This is a genomic window from Corynebacterium sp. Marseille-P8863, assembly GCF_946902955.1.
GTDB classification, from domain to species: domain Bacteria; phylum Actinomycetota; class Actinomycetes; order Mycobacteriales; family Mycobacteriaceae; genus Corynebacterium; species Corynebacterium gottingense.
The window spans coordinates 357,875-376,333 of record NZ_CAMPQC010000001.1; the positions used below are offsets into that span (position 1 = coordinate 357,875).

The window sequence follows — 18,459 nt, forward strand, 5'->3', positions numbered from 1 at the left end:
TCGGTGCCCAATGTTACAACCCGGAGGTCGCGGGGCGGAAGTTCCGCGCCCGAGCGCAAGATTCTAGGAGGCGCCGGAGCCCTGCTCCACCGGCACGCGCACCATGTTGCCCCACTCGGCCCAGGAGCCGTCGTACAGCGAGATGTTTTCAAAGCCGAGGATGTGGTTGAGCACGTACCAGGTGTGCGCGCTGCTCTCGCCGAGCTGGCAGTAGACCACGGTGCGGTCCTTCGGGTCGAAGTCCTCGTAGATCGCGGCGATGTTCGGCAGGTCCTTGAACAGGGCGTTCGGGAATAGGGAGCGGCCCCACGTCACGTTGACCGCGCCCGGGATGTGGCCGTGGCGTAGCGTGCTCGGGGACTTGCCAGGGGCGCGGTCCGCGGTCGGGTCCTCGGCGGTGCCGTCGTATTGGTCGGCCGGGCGGGCGTCGATAAGCTGCGCGGGCGTCTCCGCGAGCAAATCGGCGGCGAAGGTGCGGTACGGCGCGTCGTTGCGCTCGACCACGGGGTAGTCGGAGGCCGGGAACTCCGGCACGGCGAAGGAGGTGTCGCGCTCCTCGCCCATCCAGGCGTCGCGGCCGCCGTCGAGCAGGCGCACGTCCGGGTGGCCGAACAGCTCGAAGACCCAGGCGGTGTAGGCAGCCCACCAGTTGGACTTGTCGCCGTAGACCACGATCGTGTCGTCGCGGGTAATGCCGCGCTCGCTCATCAGCTTGGCAAACGCCTCTCCGTCGATGAAATCGCGCGTGACCGGGTCGTTGAGGTCGCGGTGCCAGTCAATGCGCACCGCGCCCGGGATGTGCCCGATGTCGTAGAGGTAAGCGTCCTCGTCGCTCTCCACGACGCGCAGCCCCGGCTTGCCCAGGCGCGCGGAGAGCCACGCGGCGGAGACGAACTTCTCGGGGTGCGCGAAGTCCTTGAATTTCGGGTTGTCGTCGAGCTCAATGCTCATAGTGGTTCCCCTTCGGTGCATGCTTATCGACGCTTCTTCGCCTCGATTTCACCGCTCACCCTACCGCGTGCCGTGCACCGCCGGAGCAAAACGGCGGATTGGACGCCCGTTTGAACTGGTCGCTGCGCTGCGCGCACCCAGCCAGTTGTGAAGTTGCACACCTGACGCCCGCTCGCGCGGTGGAACCGCAGCGCTGGCCTTAAAATTCCATGGGTAACACCTGCTCGGCAGCGCCTGCCACCGAGACTCTTGCCAACCAGGCCTACAGAAAGGGCATCCCGTGCACAAAGCAATCGTCGTCTTCGAGGTCGAGGGCGGATCTGACAAGCAGTTCAACGGCCACCGGAAAGACACCATGCCCATCGTCGACGCGATCAAGGCGGCCGGCTGGCACGCCGAGGTCGTCTTCTACCGCCCCGAGTGGTCGGAGAAGCTGTTCGAGTACGTCACCGAGCGCTTCGACGCCTACATTTCGCGCGTCAACCCCGGCAACATCCCGGGCGGGGAGAAAGGGTACTTCGAGCTGCTGACCAAGCTTGCCGACGCCGGCCTGGTCGGCATGTCCACCCCGGCCGAAATGATGGCGTACGGGGCGAAGGACGCGCTAGTCAAGCTCAACCAGACCGACCTCGTGCCCGCCGACACGGCCGCCTACTACGACGTCGCTTCTTTCCACGACACGTTCCCGACCTCCCTGTCCTACGGCGAGCGCGTGCTCAAGCAGAACCGCGGCTCCACCGGCTCCGGCATCTGGCGCGTCCGGCTGGCCGATAAGGCGCAGGCTGAGGCGTTGGAGCCGGGCACCGCCCTGCCGCTGGACACCAAGCTCAAGTGCACCGAGGCGGTGGACAACCACACCGAGGAGCGCGAGCTGGGCGAGTTCATGGATTTCTGCGACCAGTACATCATCGGCGACAACGGCATGCTCGTGGATATGCGCTTCATGCCGCGCATCACCGAGGGCGAGATCCGCATCCTGCTCGTCGGCCCGCACCCCGTCTTCGTGGTGCACAAGAAGCCGGCGGCCGGCGGCGATGCGTTCTCCGCGACCCTGTTCTCGGGCGCGACGTACACCTACCAGAAGCCGGAGGAGTGGCAGGAGCTGGTGGACATGTTCGCCGCGGCCCGCCCGGTGATAGCGGAGAAGCTCGGCGGCGACAACATTCCGCTGATCTGGACCGCGGACTTCATGCTTGCCGACGACGACGAGACCGGCCAGGACACCTACGTCCTCGGCGAGATCAACTGCTCCTGCGTCGGCTTCACCTCCGAGCTGGACATGGGCATCCAGGAGCTGGTGGCCAAGGAGGCCATCGGCCGCGTGGAGGCGAAGTTCGCCTGACGCGTTTCCGGTACATTGCAGAAAAGGTAATGCTTTAATGCAATTGGCCTTATTAATCAGTGAGGCTCAACCGGAAGGAAGACGTAGCGAATGGCAACTGTGTACGGGAAGACCCGCCCCGGCCAAGGCGGATGGGCCGACTTTGCGTCCGAGGTGGACAAGTACTTGGAAAGCGAGGTCGACGGCTACGCCGTGACTTTCGCGATGCGCGAGCACGCCGAAAAGTACGGGCTGGGCGAAAACGACGACCGTGCGAAGAAGGCGCGGAAGCGCACCCAGAGACGGCTCATCGCCATCGTCCTCTTCCCGGTCCTGTTTGTCCTGGGCATTATCGTTTCCCTCTTCAACAAGGGCCTCGGCGGCATCATGATGTTCGCGGGCGTGCTCGCACTGGTCTACCTGGGCCTGAGCGGTTTCCGCTCCATGGACCGCCGCATTAACAAGGATAAGGAAAACAAGGCGTATGTGAACAAGGGCCTGGAGAAGCAGGTCAATGAGAAACGCCGCGCCGAGGTCGAGCGCCTCGTCGGGCTGGCGCGCCAGGGCCGCCCGGAGGAAACCGGGCTGCCGGAGCCGCTGCAGCGCGTCTCCCGCGGTTACCTGGCGGAGGAACGGATCGGTGAGATGCTCGAGCAACAGCTGCCGGACTCCATCGAGGTTGCCCACGACGTGACGATCCGCACCGACTCCCGCTCCGGGCTGGCCAAGGCCGTCGACGGCTTCGACGACGCAACGTCCGAGATGTTCTACGGCACGACGCCGGAGACCCGTAAGTTCGGCCTCGCGATGGGCGTGATCGGCATGCTCGGCGAGCTGTCCCGCAAGAGCGCGGTGACCGCCAACGCGGACCACGTCCTGTCCACCGCGGCGGGCGTGATCATGGTGGACACGAAGCACTGGACCGGCGAGCTCAGCCTGGATGAGAACGGCCAGTTCACCGCAGGCCCGAACCACGCGGGCAGCCAGTACCGCGAGAAGGCGGCCAGGACGACGCGCTTCGAGGCATCGCGCCTCAACCGCGGCGACGTCGCCATGATCATCCTTGCCGTGGTCGGCGGCACCGTGCGGGGCGGCAGGATTGAGCAGCACGAGGATGGCCAGATCCCCATCATCGCCGTTCCTGCGGAGGACGTGCCGCGCGTCGTCACGGAGCTCCACAACGCCGGCCGCCTGCGCGAGCCGATCCCGATGAGCTCGGTGGCGGCGAACTCCCCGGGCACCGAGTGGTACCCGCAGAGCTAGGCGCCGTTAGGCGCCGTTAGTCGTAGGTGCCGAGCAGATAGTGGACCGGGTAGTTCCACCACCTGTTGAACTCGTTGATGTTGCCAGAGACGGGAACAACCGCGCCGCCGTCGTTGAGCAAATGCACCGTGTAGTGCGCGGTGATGCCCTCGGCGGTGGCGCCGGTGCGCTCGCCCCAGGCCAGGTCCACGCCGCCGTCGGGGGTGGGGGTGACGGACTCGATCTTGTCTACCGCCGCCATGTCCTGGGCGGGCGCGCCGTTGACGTACAGAGCGAGACCGTCGGCGATGGAGGCGCCGGTGCCGGCGGGGCGGTGCTCGTCGCCAAGCGAGCCGCGGAAGACGATCCAGCTCAGCGGCGCGCACGGGTCGTAGGCGTTGTCGATGTCCTCGATCCAGTAGTTGAAGTCGCTGCCGTCATCTGCCGGCATGCGGCCAGGGGCGGAGCCGGCGGGGTAGGCCTCGCGGGGGTCGTTGGGAGGGGTGTCGCACGACGGCGCGGGGTCATCGGATTGCGCGACAGGTTGTTCGGCGGGGCTGTCAAGCACGGTCTGCGTTTCAGTGACGGTGCTGGGGGCGGGGGCTGGCTCGTCGCCGTCGCACGCTGCGAGCGCGAGCAGCGCGGCGAGTGCGACGATTGGTGCGGGGCGTGTCATCGTGGCTCCTCGCCCGGATTAGAGCAGGGTGTCGACGCTTGCCGGGTCGGCGTCGGAAAGCATCTGGCGGCAGCGGTCGTACTCGGCGTCGTCGCCAATCGCCTTGGAAGCAAGCGCGAGCATGGCGATTGACTTAAGCACCGGCACGTTCGCCTCGTGGGAGGCCGGGACCGGGCCCCAGCCCTTCCAGCCGTTGGCTCGCAGGCGGTCGAGCGAGCGGTGGTAGCCGGTGCGCGCGTACGCGTAGGCGATCAGCTCGTCGCCGCCGTCGAGCTCCTTTTCGGCGCGGGCGGCCCACACTGCAGGCGAGTCGGGGTGCGCGAGCGCGGTCTCGCGGGCCAGGGGGTCCTTGCCCTTCGCTGGATCATCGGGCAGGTGGAGCGGCGGGGGTGCGAGCATGTCGTTGATTTCCATGCGGGCCAGGCTAGCAGTTTGGGCTTTTCAACGTGCCAGCGCGCACCAGTTGCCTTACAGTAGTACGCAACTGACACGAAGGAGACCACCATGGCAAGCCCGCTCTACGTTGCGAAGAAGGGAACGTACGAAGAGTTCTGCGAGGTCTTCGATCCCGCGAAAAACGATGTGACTGACATGTTGTTCGGGGCGCTGACCAACGGTGACCCGGAGGCGCGCGCGAAGATCTGCAACGACATGTTGGATCGTGGCGCGGATGCGTCGCGCGAGGAATACGGGCAGAACGCGCTGACGATCCTGCTCGGTCGGCATCGCCATCTCGGCGCGGGCGACGGGGCGCTGGTGCAAAGGCTCATCGACGGAGGTGCGGACGTCAACTTCCGCAACCGTAGCGGGGACCTGCCGATACGGTTGGCGATCACGGTGCGTGTAGCTGATGACGAGCAGCGCCGCGAAGTCTACGAGGCGCTGTTTGGGACGGGCGAGCTCGACCTGAGTCTGCCGTCGAGTGTGCGCAATCCGGTCAATACCATCGGCGGGTGGCTGCGTATGAACGTGGATGGGCGTCCCGGCAAGCTGGATGTGCTCGACGAGTTCCTCCAGGCCCGTGGCGAGTGAGTGAAGGAGGCCCCCATGGCAAGCCCGCTCTATGTTGCCGGGAATGGCACCTACGAGGAGTTCTGCGAGGTCTTCGACGCGGAAGAAAACGACGTGACCGACATGCTATTCGCGGCACTGACCAACGGTGACCCGGAGGCGCGCGCGAAGATCAGCAATGACATGTTGGGCGGTGGCGCTGACGCTGCGCGGGTCGACACTGGCCAGAACGCACTGACCCTGGTGTGCTCGCACGAAGCGCTGGGCGCAGGCGACGCCGCGCTGGTGCAAAGGCTTATCGACGGCGGCGCGGACGTGAATTTCCGTAACCGTAGCGGGGACGTGCCCATCAAGCTGGCCATTGACATGGGGATGGATGATGCACAGCGCCGCCCCGTCTACGAGGCGCTGTTCGGCACCGAGGAGCTCGACCTGAGCCTGCCGTCGAGCGTGCGCAACCCGAAAAACACGATCGGTGGTTGGCTACGCATGTGCGTGGACGCGAACCCCGAAGGCCTCGCTGTGCTCGACGAGTTCCTTTCTGCCCGCGGGTACTAGTCCCAGAAGTCGGAGGCGTTGAGGCCGAAGCGGTAGAGGCAGCGGCGAAGCAGCGGCATGGATAGGCCGATGACGCTGGTAGGGTCGCCGTCGATGGAGTCGATGAACCAGCTGCCCAGCGCTTCGAGCGTGAACGCGCCGGCGCATTCGAGCGGTTGGCCGGAGGCGGCGTAGGCCTCGATGTCGGCGTCCGAGACGTCGCCGAAGCGGATTGCGGTGGAAATGGTGTCCACGACCCACTCGCCCTTATGCGCAACGGCGTGGCCGGTCAGCAGGTGCGCGGTGCGGCCGCGCTGGGCTTTCCACCGCTCGATGGTGCGCTCCGGGGTGTGGGGTTTGCCCAGCAGTTCGCCGCCCAGAAGCAGCATGGAGTCGCAGCCCACGACGACATCGTCGGGGAAGTCGGCGGCCACGGTCTCAGCCTTCGTGCGCGCAAGCGTTTCGACGATCACGCGCGGCTCCGCCACGCCAAGCTCGGCGATGATCGCGTCCTCGTCGATGTGGGCGGGTCGCAACACTGGGGTGACGCCACCCTGCTCAAGCAGCATGCGGCGCGAGGGGGACTGGGAGGCGAGAACGAGGCGCATGGGGTTAGAAGTAGGTGACGTTGGCGAATGCGTGCGGGTTGAACAGCTGCTCCCCGTGGTGTGCCAGGGCGGGGGCGCCCCAGCGGTTCTGGTCTGCAGGCTGCTGCTTCGCCTTCGCGGCTGCCTGGAGGTCCGTAAGGACGGTTGCGAGCGCGGCGAGCTCGTCCTCGGTGGGGTTGCCCTTGGTCACCGTGAACCGGGTGGCAGTTGGTGCAGTCATAGCATTCCTTTCAGCGAGAAAGAATTTAGTGTAGCGAAAGTATATCGGCTACAGCGGGATGTTGCCGTGCTTTTTCTGCGCCGGATATGCAACCTTGCGCTCCAACAGGCGCAGGCCCTCCAGGACGTGGCGGCGAGTTGCCGACGGCGGGATGACCGCGTCGACGAGCCCACGCTCGGTGGCCGCGTACGGGTTGAGGTTCTCCTCGGCGTACTTCTCGGCATCGACGTTGAGGTGGCCGGCGGCGGTGGGGGCGTCGGCAAGCGCGATCTGCGCAGTAGGCCACGCGAACACCAAGTCGGCGCCCAGGCCCTTGGAGCCGAGCACCGTGTAGGCGGTGCCGAGCGCCTTGCGGGTAACCACGGTGATCGTGCCGACCTGCGCCTCGGCGAAAGCGTAGGCGAGCGCGGCGGCACCGGCGGGCGCGCCGGCGTGCTCCTCCTCGGTGGAGGGGACGAAGCCTGGGGAGTCCACGAACTGCACGATCGGTAGGTTGAACGCGTCGCAGGTGCGGATGAAGCGGGCAGCCTTGCGTGCGCCGGCCTCGGTGAGGCAGCCGGCGAGCACGCTTGGCTGGGTGGCCACAATGCCGACGGCGCGGCCGTGGATGTGCGCGAACCCGGTGAGTACGTTGCCGGCGAAGTCGGCGCCGAGCTCGTAGAAGTCGCCGTCGGTGACCGCGGCAACGATCTCGGCGACCTCGTAGGGCTGCGCGTCGTCGTCGGGGATTATGGTGTCCAGATCGGTGTCGGCGCCCTCTGTGCCCTCTGCGGTAGCGCGTTCTGCGTCCGCGCCGAGCGGGGAGGCAGCCAGGTTGTTCAGCGGCAGGTAGCTTACGATGCGCTTCACCGCATCGAGCGCTCCCGCCATGTCCGCGGCGGCGACGTGTGCCAGACCGGTGGTGGCGGCATGGACGCTCGCCCCGCCGAGCGCGTCTGCGGTCGTCGCGGTGCCGGAGACCTGGCTGACAATTCCGGTGTCGGACAGGTGGAGGCTCGCGCCTTCGACCATCACGGTGACGTCGGCAAGCGGCACTGTGGTCGCCGCGAGGGTGGCGACCTCGCCGGCCACCAGCGCAATCTGCGGCACGAGGCCGGAGGCGTGGGTGGCGGCGCGCAGCAGTTTGGCCTGCATGTGGGCGGTGACAATGCCTTCTTGCCAGCGCGGACCGACCGAGTCGTAGATGCCGATGACCGGTACGCCGGTCTTGGTTGCCAGATCAAAGAGTTTGAGCATTTTCTCGGCGTAGACCTCGCCGATGGCCCCGTCGAAGATGTCGGGATCCTGGCTGAAGATGCAGACCCGGCGGCCGTCGATAAGCCCATAGCCCGTGATGACGCCATCGGTGGCGGGCTTCGTGCGATCCATCTTGTACGCCTCGACGCGGTGGCGCGCGAGCGCGTCGGTTTCCACGAACGAACCGTCGTCGAGCAGCGCCTCCACGCGCGCGCGTGCCGTCATCGCGCCTTCGGTCGGCGCCTCCGCGCGATCAGCGGCCGGCGTGCGCGCCTCGTCCAGGCGGTTGCGCAGGTCCTGGATGCGGCCCGCGGTGGTCTTCAAATCGGGTTTTGCAGTCTTGTCGCCCATAAGCCCTCAGTCTATGCCCCTATCTGTTGTGCACCAAAGATAAAACCACACGTTGTATCGTCCGGTCGGGCATAAGCGTTTCTCTGCGAATGCTGTGTCAGCCTATACATGTTTTGCAAAAGCTTTACCCAGGCGTTGTGAAGCCGAAATCTGGGGGTGTTCCTATCTATGGCACGGGGGTCAACCCCTCCTGGGAAGAGACCCTGCTGATTGTCACCGCCGACCACGAGACCGGCTACCTCACCGGCGCCAACGATGTCCCGGGCTTCTCCCCGCTGGCCGGCGAAAGTCAGGCTGCACCGGGGCACAAGTACAACTCCGGCGACCACACCAACCAGCTCGTGCCGTTCTTCTTCAAGGGCGCTGGTTCCGAGGACATCCTCGCAGCTGCCGAGGGCGAGGATCCGGTGCGTGGCAAGTACATCGACAACACCACCATCGCCAAGCTGACCAAGGAAAACTGGTGGGCTGAGGCCAAGGCTGGTGACCAGGGCGATGCAGCCGAGGGTTCCTCCAAGGAGCAGAAGATCGCTGCCGGTGTCGCTGGCGGCCTGGCGCTGGTCCTCGCGCTGATTGCTGGCGCGTACCAGGCTGGCCTGCTGCCGAACATCCCGGGCCTGCCGAAGTTCTAATCACTTCTGGCTCACCCAAACACTGAGCGGGTGCCTCGAGTTGTTCGAGGCACCCGCCGTTTGCGTTTGGGTTTATCGCTTATCGACGCCCACGCTCAAACACCACCACCTGCGGCTTTTCGACCCCGGCGAAGATGAGCTCGAGGCGAGTCACCGGCTCGCCAAGCGCCTGCTCCAGGAACGTTGCGTAGATGTCCAGCTGCAGGAAGTAGCTGGTCACGGTCTCTGGTTTCGCGGTGACGTCGGTCTTCCAGTCGGCGATGACCCACCCGGAGGTATCGCTGTTGGTGTCGCGGTAGAGCAGGTCGATGAAGCCGTTGACGGCGGTGCCGTCGACGGTGCCAATGACCGGCAGCTCCCGCTGCGCCTGCGCGTCCGGCTCGAGGCTGCGCGCGTACGGTGCAGACTCGGCGAAGCTCGCGGCGACGCGCACCACGTCTTTCACGGCCGAGGTCGGCAGCTCGTAGAGCGAAGCCACTGTGGCGGCGACCTGCTCGAGCTCGTCGCCCTGGGGCAGGTGCTCCATCACGTCGTGGACTGCGGTGCCGAAGTCGGTGCCGGCGTTGTCCCGGTAGAGACCGCTGTTGATCTGGCGGGCCGGGAAGCCGGCCTCAGCGACCCGCTCGTCGAGGGAGTGGCGCAGGCGGGCGCCGGTGATCTGCGTGTGGCGAGGCAGGGCGTCGTCAGCTGGACGGGACTGCGCTGGCTGCGCGCTGGCAGGGTCGGCGGTGGGCTCGGGGTTGGCCTGGTCCTTAGCGTGAGCGATGGCGGTGACACCCATGCGTTGGGTGATGCCGGTCGCCTTGGCGAGTGCCTCGGCCCTCGTAGTGAAGCGCTCTGCGTTCGGCGCACTGCGGTCGGCGTCCTGTGCCTTGGGCGCCGCGATGGCATCGAAACCGGGCAGTTCCTCACGGGCGATGGGGGCGTATTGGGTGGAGTCGTCGATGACCTCGGCGAGCTTCGCGCCGCGCTGCGCTTTGGTGTACTCGCGTGGTCCGCCCTTCTTCTTGGGCCTGTTTTTCTTGAGTTGCAGCGGGATAGCCAGGACGGACTTGGCGCGCGTCATGGCGACGTAGAGCAGGCGGATCAGCTCGTTGGCGTCGGCTTCGTCGTCGAAGGCCTTGGCAACGAGGTAATTGGGGGTCTGCGCGTCCTTGAGCTTGAACTGCGCGATGCTATCTGCTCGGGAGAAGGATCGTACCGCGCGACTGTTCGAGGTGTGGCCGGACATGCCAGCGGCGATGACCATGGGGAACTCGCGACCTTTGGACTTGTGGATCGTCATGAAGCGAACTGCGTCGGTGCCGGTATCAAGCAGAGGCTCGGAGACGCCCTGGTTGGTTTCAGCTTGGGTGTCAGACCAGCGAACAAATTCGCGGAGGCCGAGCCCGGTTGTGGCAGAGAAGCGGTCAGCGAGCGTGAGCAACGTCTCCACGCGCGGGAGGTGGTCGGGGTGGCCACTTGCGGCGTAGGCCTCCGCGAGTCCGAACTCCGCGACGATGCGGCGCACCATGGTCGCCGCATCGGTGCGCTGTGCTTCCGCGGAAAGTCGGCGAAGCTGCTCGACGCAAGTGTCGACGCTCGCAGCAACCTCATCCTGCGTAATCGCGGCCTCGAGCGACTCCGGGGCTTCATGGAGGTGCTCGCGGCGTACCTGCGCCCACCGAGCGATGTCCGCATCCGAGCAGCCGAGAAGTGCGGTGCGCAGGGCAGCGATGCGGGTGAAGTCGTCAGCGGGGTCGGCCACTGCGCGCAGTACAGTGAACAGGTCGTTCAGCTCCGGGGTGGCAAAAAGCGCGCCGGAGCCCTCGGAAACCCAGGGGATGTCTGCGTCGCCGAGGATCTGCATCAGGCGCAGCGCATCGTTGTGGGTGGGCACGACGATGGCGATGTCGGAGTAGCGCAGGGGCGCTCCGGCTTGCGCACCGCTGTGGTGGACGAAGCGAGGGTCCGCACCGGCAACCGCCGCACGAATGAGCGCGACAACGTCGGCGGCTTCGCGTTCGCGCAGTTCGGCGGGCGGCAGGTCTTCCGCGTCTGCGTCCTGCAGCACGATGAACGCGCCCTCGCGGCCTTCCGCAGCGTCCTGGGGGAGCATGGGCACGTAGTGGGCTTGGGCGGGGCCGTCGTTGGAGCTCGCGTGGGCGTCGAAAAGCTGCCCGTAGAGCTCGTTGACAGCGGCGACGACCGCTTCCGAGGAACGGAAGTTTCGCGAGAGCTGCTTCACACCATGGTCGGCATCGCGTGCGGCGGCGCTGGTGCGTGCGGCGACGTAGGTGTCGATGTCGGCGTTGCGGAACTTGTAGATCGACTGCTTCGGGTCGCCGACCATGAACAGGCGGCCGGGCTGCGGGGTGTCGTGCGGCCCGCGGGCGATTGCGGTGACGATGTCGAGCTGCGCGGGGTCGGTGTCTTGGAATTCGTCGACGAAGATGACGCGGTATTGCTCATGCAGCTTTGCGCGCACCTCGTCGTCGACCACGAGCTGTTGCGTCAGGTAGATCATGTCGTGGAACTCGAGGACGCCGGTGCGGTGGCGCGCGTTGGCGGCTCTGAGCACGAGGGCCGCGAGTATGGGAGCGATTGTCGACGTCGCCGCGTACCCCGCGTAGCACCCAAGCTCATCGAGTCGCTCGAGGAAGTCCTTGTACTCCTCCTTGGCCAGCTTCGCTTCCGGCTTGCTGCCCCCGGTGTTGCCAGGTTTAGACAACTTGAGCTCGGCGAGGGAGTCCGCCGCGTCGAGCTCGGCCAGGCGGTCATCGAAGAAGGCGAGGAGTTTGTCGGAGACGCCCGAGGCGTAGGCGCGATCGCGGATCAGGCGCAGCTGCTTGCGCAGGCTGGCTCGTAGCTCGTCTTCGGGTGGGGCCTCGAAAGCGGACGCTTTGATCGTGGCGCCGAGCTCGCCCCAGTGCGCGTCCATCCACTCGACCAGCTCCTGCAGGTGCTTGAAGGTCACGCCCCCGCCCAGGAGGTACTGCAGTTGGGTGATGAATTCGGCTGCGGAGATGTTCGTCGGCAGGGCGTCGATAGTTGCTGTGGCTTCTTCGCTGCCCTCGAAGAGCGCGGTAATGGTCTCAATGATCGCCTCGCTGTGCTGGGCAGGGGAGAAATAAGTGGCGAGGTCATCGACAGCGTCGACTTTCGGTGGCAGGCCGGCCTCCAGTGGGTACTGCTTGAGCACGCGCAGGCAGAACGAGTGCAGTGTGCCGAGCGCGGCGCCGGGCAAACCTTCGAGCGCTTCTTGGGCGCGCTGCTTGGCCCGCTCCGGGTCGTGGAATGCGCGGGGCTGCCCATTGCCGAGCGTGTATGCCCCGGTGTCGCGCACCTGGATGAGCGCGCGGCGCAAGCGGGCGGTGAGCTCCGCGGCTGCGGCTTCGTTGAAGGTGATTGCGGCGATCTGATCAATGCGGGTGCCGCGCTCGATGATCAGCGTGAGCAGGCGCTGGATGAGCATGACGGTCTTGCCGGAGCCGGCACCCGCCTCGACGAAGCAGGAGAGCTCGACTTGGTTCTGGATGAATTCACGGTTGGCTTCGTCCTCGACGAGACGGTCGGCAAAATGTGTTTGAGTCATTGATTTTCCTCTCGCGGGGCTAGGCGTCGGCGGGCGCAGTGTACTCGGTGGTCAGGGGCTGCTCGAAGTCCAAAGGCGGCATAATCGCAGTTAGCGCGTTGTAGTTGGACACACCGAGGCGCAAGCGTTCGTCGCTGTCCCAGCGTTCCGGGATAGCGTGTGGCGGGAACGCACCGCGCTGGATGTGGCGGTAGACATTGCCTAGGTTGGTCTGCAGCGTTGCAACTGCGTCGTCGTCGACAGTGATTTTCACGTGCGAGTCGTCCGGGTCACGGAAGAACCAGTAGCGCGCCTGCACCTCGGTAACCTCGCCGGGCCACTCTGCGGGCCCGCCGGGGAAAAGCACGGCCGGATCACCCGTGGCGGCAAGCGCGCGCACGATGTAGCCGTACAAAGCCAGCTGGAAGTAGTAGTGCGGCGCGCCGTCTTTGACCTGCCCGGTCGGGGTCTTCTGCTCCACGTACGTGCTTGTCGTCTTGCCCTTGCCGGACTTGTAATCGGTCACGCGCAAGATGACGGTGCCGTCTTCCACCTTGTAATCAACGCGGTCGGCGTAGCCCTTCACGGGCAGTTCCACGCCGAGCGCCGGCAGCAGCAGGGATGCTGCCGGTTCCTCGGTGGTGTTGCCAAAGGCGAACTCGGTGGCAAGTGGCGTCCAGCCTTCTTCTGCCTCGTTGCGCTCCTGGGCGAGCCAGTCGTGTACGTCCTTGCGCGCCTGCTCGGCAAAGGTGTCCCACACGAGCGGGTTGATCTGGTCAGTGCGGTGCTGCGCCAGTTCCCGGTCTAGGGTGTGATCCATCACCTCGACGGCCTCGCCCTCCCAATCCAGGTCGGCGTAGTGCTCGGGGCGGTTGGGATTGTCCAGCCACACCTCGTTGGTCCAGCGCTCAAACACGGCGTGCAGGATCGTGCCGGTATCGGATGCGGCGACCTCCATCTCCGCGGCGTCGTCAGCCAGCACCCAGTTGCCGGTCACGCGCTGGATAAAGTACTCCAGCGGCGACTTGGTAAAGCCCTCCAGCGCGGAGCTGGAAATCGGTTTCTGCAGCGTGTGCAGGCCAAAGTCGGTGCCGGTGTAGCCGGTAAATTCGCCGGCGACGCCCGCATGCCGAGCCCGCATGATCTCCGCGTAGCGCGCCGCCCGGTTACTCGGGTGGCCGGTCAGCGCGTTTGCGAGCGCAAGCTCGGCCTGGCTCGTCGGCGTGCGCTCTCCGTTCGTCAGCCCCGGGTAGAGGGCACCCACGCGGGTTTCTTCCTGCTCAAGCCAGGTGGAGGGCTCGGTCAAGCCTCCGCCGGCGATCCCAGATCGGGCGCGTGTGAGCACAATGCTTCTCGACGCCCGCAGCGCCGCCGAAAGCGTCCGCTCCCGCCGTTCCAAGAACTGCTCTGGCGTGGTGTGCTGCTGCGCCTGCGTCAACGTCGCGCTGGGGGTGAGCGAGCCGGGCAGGGAAGCGTCGGTGGCGCCGGTGATGAACGCGAGCTGGAGGTTGCGCCCGTCCAGGCTCTCCAGCGGACCCACCGAGAGCACACCGGTGTTGGTAGCGTGCGCCGGGCGGGCGGCGAGTTCACGAGCGATCTCGAGGGCGCGCTCGCGCTGGAGTGCGCCTTGCTGCGCGGCGAGCTGGTCCACCAGCGGGTCCAGGTAGATCGCCTGCTGCGGCTTCCCAAGAGCGAGTACATCGAGTGCCGCGGCGCGGAACGCGGAGGCGAAGCCCTCCCAGCTCTCGGCCTCGGTCAGCGGTGCGAGTGTGGCTCGCAGGTCCACGACCCAACGGGCTGCGGTCACGCTGCGTTCGGGCACGCGCTCGCGCTCCGGGGTGCCGTCCTCGGCCTGGCGGGCGGCGGTGTCGAGCACGGCGTCCCAGTCGCTACCGGTAAGCGCTGTGCCGAGGCGGTCGCGCGAGCCGGCGTCGAAGGCGCGCAGGCCCAGTCCGTCCGCCACCTTGCCGGTGGAGAGCAGCTCCACGAGCTGGTGGCGGTGCATCTCGGCAGGGCGCAGCGTGAGCAGGGCGGTCAGGGCGCGGAACACGTTGTGCTGAGCCCACACGTCGCGCGCGGGCGCGTGGTAGGGGATGCCCGCCTCGTCGAGGGCGTGGGTGAGGAAAGGAAGCTCCGCGTCGTCGCAGTAGGCCACGGCGATTGCATGCAGCGGGGTGCCGGCGGCGACGGCGTCGAGGATGCGGCCGGTGACGTAGGTGGCCTCGTCCGGCTCGGCGATCAGCGAGATGCGTTCGGTGTGCTCACGCAGGTTCGGCAGCTCGACGGGCGTGGCCTGCGGGAACTGGGCCAGCGCCCACTCAGTGCGCGCGTCGTGGGCCAGCGCGCCGACGGTGATGAGCGCCCCGCGGTGGTCTTCGGCGACGGCACGGACCGCGTCCGGGAAGGTAAAGCGAGAGTCGCGGAACTCTTCGACGGCGCGCTGGGCGATCTCGGCGACGATGCTGGGCAGCTGCGCGCCGCCGTGGTTCGCGCGCCATTCGGCGGGGGAGTTGAGGAGGGTATACAGGGCGTCGATAAGCGCTGCATGCGTGGCCGCGGAAGTATGCAGCTTGGCCTCATGGAAGGGGGTTGGCTCGGCGCCGTCGGCAAGGGTGCGGGCGACGAAGGCGGCGACATCGGCGCGCTGCAGCAGCGTGCGGGACTCCTGATCACGCGCGGCGCGCTGCAGCAGCATGTCGAGTGTGACCACGTCCACCCCGAGGCGTGGGCCGCCGGTGGCGATGGCGGCGACCACATCGTCGAAGGCGGGCGTGGGGCACAGCACCGTGACCGGGGCGAGGGGGTCGCCAGCTTGCGCAGTATCGACGGCCGCGAGCAGCGCGGTGGCGTAGGGGGACGAGGGCGGGTGGGGCGTAGCTGTCATGTGGCCCACAGTAATTGGGCAGCCGAACATCGGCTGGGGAAGTATCGAACGTTTGGGCGAAAGTGGCTGCGGGGCGCAATCCTATGAGGCATGTTGCGTACGGACAAGCTTGACGCAGTCATTTACTCTGCTGGCAAGGTATTTGAAAATTTGCGGTCCGGGCGGCTCGCGACCGCGGCGACCATATGCCCCCGGCTTTGGATATGGACGCGCTGCAATTGCTTATCGACGACACCGTGACCGGGCCAAGCCCGACGCCCGCTGACGCAGCACGGCTTTTCGTCGTATTGGCCAGGGCTCAGCCGTTCGAGGACGGTAACAAGCGGACCGCGATTTTGGCTGCGAACGCGCTCCTGCCTGACGGCATCGTGTTGGTGGTCCCGCACGATCGGGAGGGGAGCGGGGCCGTAGAGGCGCAATTCCACGACCTCCTGGCTCGCGCCTACGTCCGTGGTGACGAAGACGGCCGCGCGATCGATGCCGTCGTCGAATTTATGCTGGCCCACCAAGCAGCCGAAGGGAAGTAGCAGCGAGCTGGCACGTGTTATTTCGCGCCCTGCTTATAGAGGTCCCACCCAGCACGGATCATCGGGATCTGCAGCGGGAGACGCGCGATGGCGCCGGCCTGCAGGTACCAGGGCTTGTTGCGCCACTGCCACGCCATGTTGAAGTTGGCCGGCCACACGGCGAGCAGGAGCGCTGCGGCGACGGCGCCGCCGGTCGCGCGAGTCTTCGCGTTGGCAAGCAGGGCTGCGGTGGCGATCTCGGCCGCGCCGGAGACGTAGGTGTAGGTCCGCGCGCTGCCGGGAAGCTGCTCGGGGACGATGCCGTCGAAAGGCTCCGGCTTGATGAAGTGGAGTACGCCCGCGCCACCGAAGACGGGGATGAGCGCTTTTTGCAATGTATTCATGCCTGCCACGGTACGCCGGCCACGCCCGCAGAGGGAAAGCCCTAGCTAGGGGAGGAGGGTCGGATCTGGGGGGGCGTGGTTGCCGCCGTGGGTTCCTTCTTCCCCTTCTAGTGCGTATCGGCTATCGTTGGCAGCATTCAACCCCCGCGTGTAGGGCTCCCCGGCGGGCGTTCCGGTCCCGGGAGACTGTAAGGAGGCAGCACCGTGAGGAATCGCCAACGCGGTGCAGCAGCACCGCCTATCGAAGCCACCGTGGAGATTGTGAATGGTCGCGGCACCTGTCCGGTATGTCGGAGGCGGGTCCAGGTGAACAAGGCAACCGGGCTTTTCCGACGCCACTGGCGCGAGGGCGGGGAGTGCCCGGGTGGGGCAAACATACGCATAGGGTTCGTCCCTGGTCGCAAAGGCGAAGTTATCCCGAGGCGAGCAGCAATGTCCCGCGAAGAACGCCGCACGGTTCGCGATGAATGGAACGCACGCCCCGTGACGCCAACCCGCGGAAAATCGGTCCTGGTGGAGTACACACCGCCGCCCGGCAGCGGCAAACGGCGGTAGCGGCGACGATACGTTATACATCGTCGAACTGTGCCTGTAATCTGCGGTGATAACTGAGACCATTACGCGCCAGGGGGGCAGTTGTCGAAGATCATCACTAAGCTAACAGCTCACCCTGACCCAGGAAGTCCACCACGTGGTCCCACTCTCACGCGGAGGAAGCCACGATTTCACCAACCTCATGGCCTTGTGCAAGCCCTGCCACTCACGAATCTCTGCTCTCGACGGGGATCGGGGAACATATCGTTACAGGTAGCCCTTAAGCCACTCGGGCATGCTCGGATCGTCAACGTCCCATGACTCGATAAGTTTTTCTTCGCGTTCCCAGTTGTTCTCATGACCGTCGAAGAACTTGAATCGGTTGCACTTGTACTTGTAGACAGTGTCGCCCTCGAGCCGATACTCGTTCCAGTAGTAGTTCTGCTTGCCGTAGCCCTTCCACTCATTGGTGGTGTAGATCGTTGACATGGATACTCTTTCGTTTCCTGCCGCGACAACAGCGTAACGCGACGCTTAATAATATCTAGCACTATACCGAAACCTCATCCTAACACCCCGGCTCCACCTTTTTCGTTTTCTGCCTGCCCAACACCCGGGCGGGCTTTCTTGTTGTTGTTCGCTTTTGTGAAAGGAGCCTTCGCGTGTCTGTAGTGCGAAGTGCTGATTCTGTGTGTATCGGCCATCTCGACAAGCGGTGCGATCTGATCGCAGACCACTTCCTCTCCCCTCGAATCGGTGGCACGCGTGGCCGTTGAGGTCATGGCTACGGGCAGGCGCACCACCACCATCCGGCCCCACTGCGCGCCTGCGCATGGGAAGCACTGCGTCGGGCCGGGTACAACCCGAACCGGTTCCTCATCTACGTGTGGGTGCGCCGCCAATCCGCCGACACCGGCGCAGGCGTCACCAGCTCTCTCGAGGCGCGTGAGGGTGATGAGTCGGTGTATGCGAGCCTCGGGGCTGGCGACCAGGGCACCGTCTACGGGTACGCCACGAACAAGACCAGTCAGCGCCTGCCGCTGACGCTCGTACTCGCCCACGAGATCTGCCGCCGACTCGATGCGGCCCGCACCGACGGCACGATCCGTGGGATCGGCCCCGACGGCAAATCCCAGGTCAGCGTGGTCTACGACGAGCTGGACACCCCCTCGGCATCGACACCGTGATTGTCTCGATCCAGCACGATGCGCACAAAGACACAGGCGTTCTTGAACGCGAGGTGCGCACACCGGTCTTCGCCCCGCGATCGAGGCCCACCTGCCCGAGGTCGCGGCTGAGCGCGTGCTGCTCAACTCGTCCGGTCGGTTCGTCACCGGTGGGCCCACCGTTGACATCGGGCTGACCGGACGCAAGCTCATGGTCGACACCTACGGTGGGCTCGGCCCGCACGGCGGTGGCGTGTTTTCGGGGGCTAGTTCATCATCGATCGGGGCCCTTTTGACCAGGCGGTCGAATGCGACTGACAGCGCACAGCATGCCACCTGCGCCGATGTGTGTGGTAGGGTTTTCTTCCAGCTCTGTCGCGCAGGACACTCCAGTAGGTTCGCCGGGCACTAGTCGAAGCTCACAACTTGACATGCACCTTCCTTCCAGAGCTCACACAGACCCCCAACTCGTCCAAGCCGGTTTGGTTAGTGCGCGTGATTTGCTCTATTTGTCAGTGCCGGACACGTTGTCTCAGCCGCTCCGAACCTGCTTCGTCCGACTGAACGCGCCAAGATCGCTGCGGCGAAGAAACACTTCAAAGCAATTAGTATTGATTACGCGAAGTC

General features: G+C 65.8%; 18 protein-coding genes and 1 pseudogene. 9 read left to right on the forward strand and 10 right to left on the reverse strand.

The window, feature by feature from the left end:
• Positions 1 to 63: 63 nt before the first annotated feature.
• The gene (locus OVO38_RS01760) at positions 64 to 951 is read right to left on the reverse strand and encodes a sulfurtransferase (protein WP_267207608.1); all 888 of its coding nucleotides are present in this window, start codon (positions 949 to 951) and stop codon (positions 64 to 66) included.
• A gap of 280 nt (positions 952 to 1,231) precedes the next feature.
• Between OVO38_RS01760 and OVO38_RS01765 the strand changes: the two genes are divergently transcribed.
• On the forward strand, positions 1,232 to 2,293 hold the full coding sequence (locus OVO38_RS01765) for a Cj0069 family protein (protein ID WP_095537166.1): 1,062 nt from the start codon (positions 1,232 to 1,234) through the stop codon (positions 2,291 to 2,293).
• 90 nt (positions 2,294 to 2,383) lie between these two features.
• Complete coding sequence (locus tag OVO38_RS01770) at positions 2,384 to 3,535, forward strand: nuclease-related domain-containing protein (RefSeq protein ID WP_095277627.1); 1,152 nt, start codon at positions 2,384 to 2,386, stop codon at positions 3,533 to 3,535.
• 16 nt (positions 3,536 to 3,551) lie between these two features.
• Here OVO38_RS01770 and OVO38_RS01775 read toward each other — a convergent pair whose 3' ends face one another.
• Positions 3,552 to 4,190: a hypothetical protein gene (locus OVO38_RS01775; protein WP_267207609.1), complete on the reverse strand. Its 639-nt coding sequence runs from the start codon at positions 4,188 to 4,190 to the stop codon at positions 3,552 to 3,554.
• Between the two features lie 18 nt (positions 4,191 to 4,208).
• Complete coding sequence (locus OVO38_RS01780; protein ID WP_267207610.1) at positions 4,209 to 4,604, reverse strand: DUF3151 domain-containing protein; 396 nt, start codon at positions 4,602 to 4,604, stop codon at positions 4,209 to 4,211.
• Positions 4,605 to 4,694: 90 nt separating this feature from the next.
• Here OVO38_RS01780 and OVO38_RS01785 point away from each other — a divergent pair, with 90 nt between their 5' ends.
• Both OVO38_RS01785 and OVO38_RS01790 read left to right on the forward strand, forming a co-directional pair.
• On the forward strand, positions 4,695 to 5,222 hold the full coding sequence (locus OVO38_RS01785; protein WP_267207611.1) for a hypothetical protein: 528 nt from the start codon (positions 4,695 to 4,697) through the stop codon (positions 5,220 to 5,222).
• 15 nt (positions 5,223 to 5,237) lie between these two features.
• Positions 5,238 to 5,759: an ankyrin repeat domain-containing protein gene (locus tag OVO38_RS01790; protein WP_095278773.1), complete on the forward strand. Its 522-nt coding sequence runs from the start codon at positions 5,238 to 5,240 to the stop codon at positions 5,757 to 5,759.
• Here OVO38_RS01790 and OVO38_RS01795 read toward each other — a convergent pair.
• Genes OVO38_RS01795 through OVO38_RS01805 form a run of 3 tightly spaced genes read right to left on the reverse strand, consistent with a single transcriptional unit; the run spans position 5,756 to position 8,153 of the window.
• Complete coding sequence (locus tag OVO38_RS01795; RefSeq protein WP_267207612.1) at positions 5,756 to 6,346, reverse strand: Maf family protein; 591 nt, start codon at positions 6,344 to 6,346, stop codon at positions 5,756 to 5,758. The genes OVO38_RS01790 and OVO38_RS01795 overlap by 4 nt on opposite strands.
• Before the next feature lie 4 nt (positions 6,347 to 6,350).
• Entirely contained in the window at positions 6,351 to 6,566 is a 216-nt protein-coding gene (locus tag OVO38_RS01800; protein WP_095278771.1) for an acyl-CoA carboxylase subunit epsilon, read from the reverse strand.
• Between the two features lie 48 nt (positions 6,567 to 6,614).
• Positions 6,615 to 8,153, reverse strand: a complete 1,539-nt coding sequence (locus tag OVO38_RS01805) for an acyl-CoA carboxylase subunit beta (protein ID WP_267207613.1) — start codon at positions 8,151 to 8,153, stop codon at positions 6,615 to 6,617.
• 137 nt (positions 8,154 to 8,290) lie between these two features.
• Between OVO38_RS01805 and OVO38_RS01810 the strand changes: the two genes are divergently transcribed.
• Positions 8,291 to 8,785 carry a hypothetical protein gene (locus OVO38_RS01810; protein WP_267207614.1) on the forward strand — a complete coding sequence of 165 codons (495 nt, stop codon included), beginning with the start codon at positions 8,291 to 8,293 and terminating at the stop codon, positions 8,783 to 8,785.
• A 79-nt stretch (positions 8,786 to 8,864) separates the two neighbouring features.
• On the opposite strand, the gene OVO38_RS01815 is transcribed toward OVO38_RS01810, so the two are convergent.
• Positions 8,865 to 12,359 (reverse strand): UvrD-helicase domain-containing protein, encoded by a 3,495-nt coding sequence (locus OVO38_RS01815; RefSeq protein ID WP_267207615.1) that lies wholly within the window; start codon positions 12,357 to 12,359, stop codon positions 8,865 to 8,867.
• 19 nt (positions 12,360 to 12,378) lie between these two features.
• Positions 12,379 to 15,222, reverse strand: coding sequence for a PD-(D/E)XK nuclease family protein (locus tag OVO38_RS01820; RefSeq protein WP_267207616.1), 2,844 nt, complete (start codon positions 15,220 to 15,222; stop codon positions 12,379 to 12,381).
• 185 nt (positions 15,223 to 15,407) lie between these two features.
• Between OVO38_RS01820 and OVO38_RS01825 the strand changes: the two genes are divergently transcribed.
• Positions 15,408 to 15,749, forward strand: a complete 342-nt coding sequence (locus OVO38_RS01825) for a Fic family protein (RefSeq protein ID WP_416358556.1) — start codon at positions 15,408 to 15,410, stop codon at positions 15,747 to 15,749.
• 17 nt (positions 15,750 to 15,766) lie between these two features.
• Here the strand turns inward: OVO38_RS01825 and OVO38_RS01830 are convergent, their stop codons facing one another.
• The gene (locus OVO38_RS01830) at positions 15,767 to 16,132 is read right to left on the reverse strand and encodes a hypothetical protein (RefSeq protein ID WP_095536437.1); all 366 of its coding nucleotides are present in this window, start codon (positions 16,130 to 16,132) and stop codon (positions 15,767 to 15,769) included.
• 667 nt (positions 16,133 to 16,799) lie between these two features.
• Here OVO38_RS01830 and OVO38_RS01835 point away from each other — a divergent pair.
• Positions 16,800 to 16,943 (forward strand): annotated as a pseudogene (locus OVO38_RS01835) (HNH endonuclease); the annotation flags it as partial.
• On the opposite strand, the gene OVO38_RS01840 reads toward OVO38_RS01835, so the two are convergent.
• Positions 16,934 to 17,155 carry a hypothetical protein gene (locus OVO38_RS01840; RefSeq protein WP_095536436.1) on the reverse strand — a complete coding sequence of 74 codons (222 nt, stop codon included), beginning with the start codon at positions 17,153 to 17,155 and terminating at the stop codon, positions 16,934 to 16,936. The pseudogene OVO38_RS01835 and the gene OVO38_RS01840 overlap by 10 nt on opposite strands.
• Positions 17,156 to 17,556: 401 nt before the next feature.
• Between OVO38_RS01840 and OVO38_RS01845 the strand changes: the two genes are divergently transcribed.
• Entirely contained in the window at positions 17,557 to 17,853 is a 297-nt protein-coding gene (locus OVO38_RS01845; RefSeq protein ID WP_233125495.1) for a hypothetical protein, read from the forward strand.
• Between the two features lie 190 nt (positions 17,854 to 18,043).
• Positions 18,044 to 18,244, forward strand: coding sequence for a hypothetical protein (locus OVO38_RS12435; protein WP_240511780.1), 201 nt, complete (start codon positions 18,044 to 18,046; stop codon positions 18,242 to 18,244).
• The last annotated feature ends 215 nt before the right edge of the window (positions 18,245 to 18,459 follow it).

Coding starts and splice junctions, on each gene's coding strand:
- OVO38_RS01780 (WP_267207610.1), bottom strand. CDS start 4,604: ATGGAAATCAACGACATGCTCGCACCCCCGCCGCTCCACCTGCCCGAT.
- OVO38_RS01790 (WP_095278773.1), top strand. CDS start 5,238: ATGGCAAGCCCGCTCTATGTTGCCGGGAATGGCACCTACGAGGAGTTC.
- OVO38_RS01770 (WP_095277627.1), top strand. CDS start 2,384: ATGGCAACTGTGTACGGGAAGACCCGCCCCGGCCAAGGCGGATGGGCC.
- OVO38_RS01830 (WP_095536437.1), bottom strand. CDS start 16,132: ATGAATACATTGCAAAAAGCGCTCATCCCCGTCTTCGGTGGCGCGGGC.
- OVO38_RS01820 (WP_267207616.1), bottom strand. CDS start 15,222: ATGACAGCTACGCCCCACCCGCCCTCGTCCCCCTACGCCACCGCGCTG.
- OVO38_RS01825 (WP_416358556.1), top strand. CDS start 15,408: ATGCCCCCGGCTTTGGATATGGACGCGCTGCAATTGCTTATCGACGAC.
- OVO38_RS01795 (WP_267207612.1), bottom strand. CDS start 6,346: ATGCGCCTCGTTCTCGCCTCCCAGTCCCCCTCGCGCCGCATGCTGCTT.
- OVO38_RS01760 (WP_267207608.1), bottom strand. CDS start 951: ATGAGCATTGAGCTCGACGACAACCCGAAATTCAAGGACTTCGCGCAC.
- OVO38_RS01785 (WP_267207611.1), top strand. CDS start 4,695: ATGGCAAGCCCGCTCTACGTTGCGAAGAAGGGAACGTACGAAGAGTTC.
- OVO38_RS01815 (WP_267207615.1), bottom strand. CDS start 12,359: ATGACTCAAACACATTTTGCCGACCGTCTCGTCGAGGACGAAGCCAAC.
- OVO38_RS01805 (WP_267207613.1), bottom strand. CDS start 8,153: ATGGGCGACAAGACTGCAAAACCCGATTTGAAGACCACCGCGGGCCGC.
- OVO38_RS01775 (WP_267207609.1), bottom strand. CDS start 4,190: ATGACACGCCCCGCACCAATCGTCGCACTCGCCGCGCTGCTCGCGCTC.
- OVO38_RS01800 (WP_095278771.1), bottom strand. CDS start 6,566: ATGACTGCACCAACTGCCACCCGGTTCACGGTGACCAAGGGCAACCCC.
- OVO38_RS01840 (WP_095536436.1), bottom strand. CDS start 17,155: ATGTCAACGATCTACACCACCAATGAGTGGAAGGGCTACGGCAAGCAG.
- OVO38_RS12435 (WP_240511780.1), top strand. CDS start 18,044: ATGGTCGACACCTACGGTGGGCTCGGCCCGCACGGCGGTGGCGTGTTT.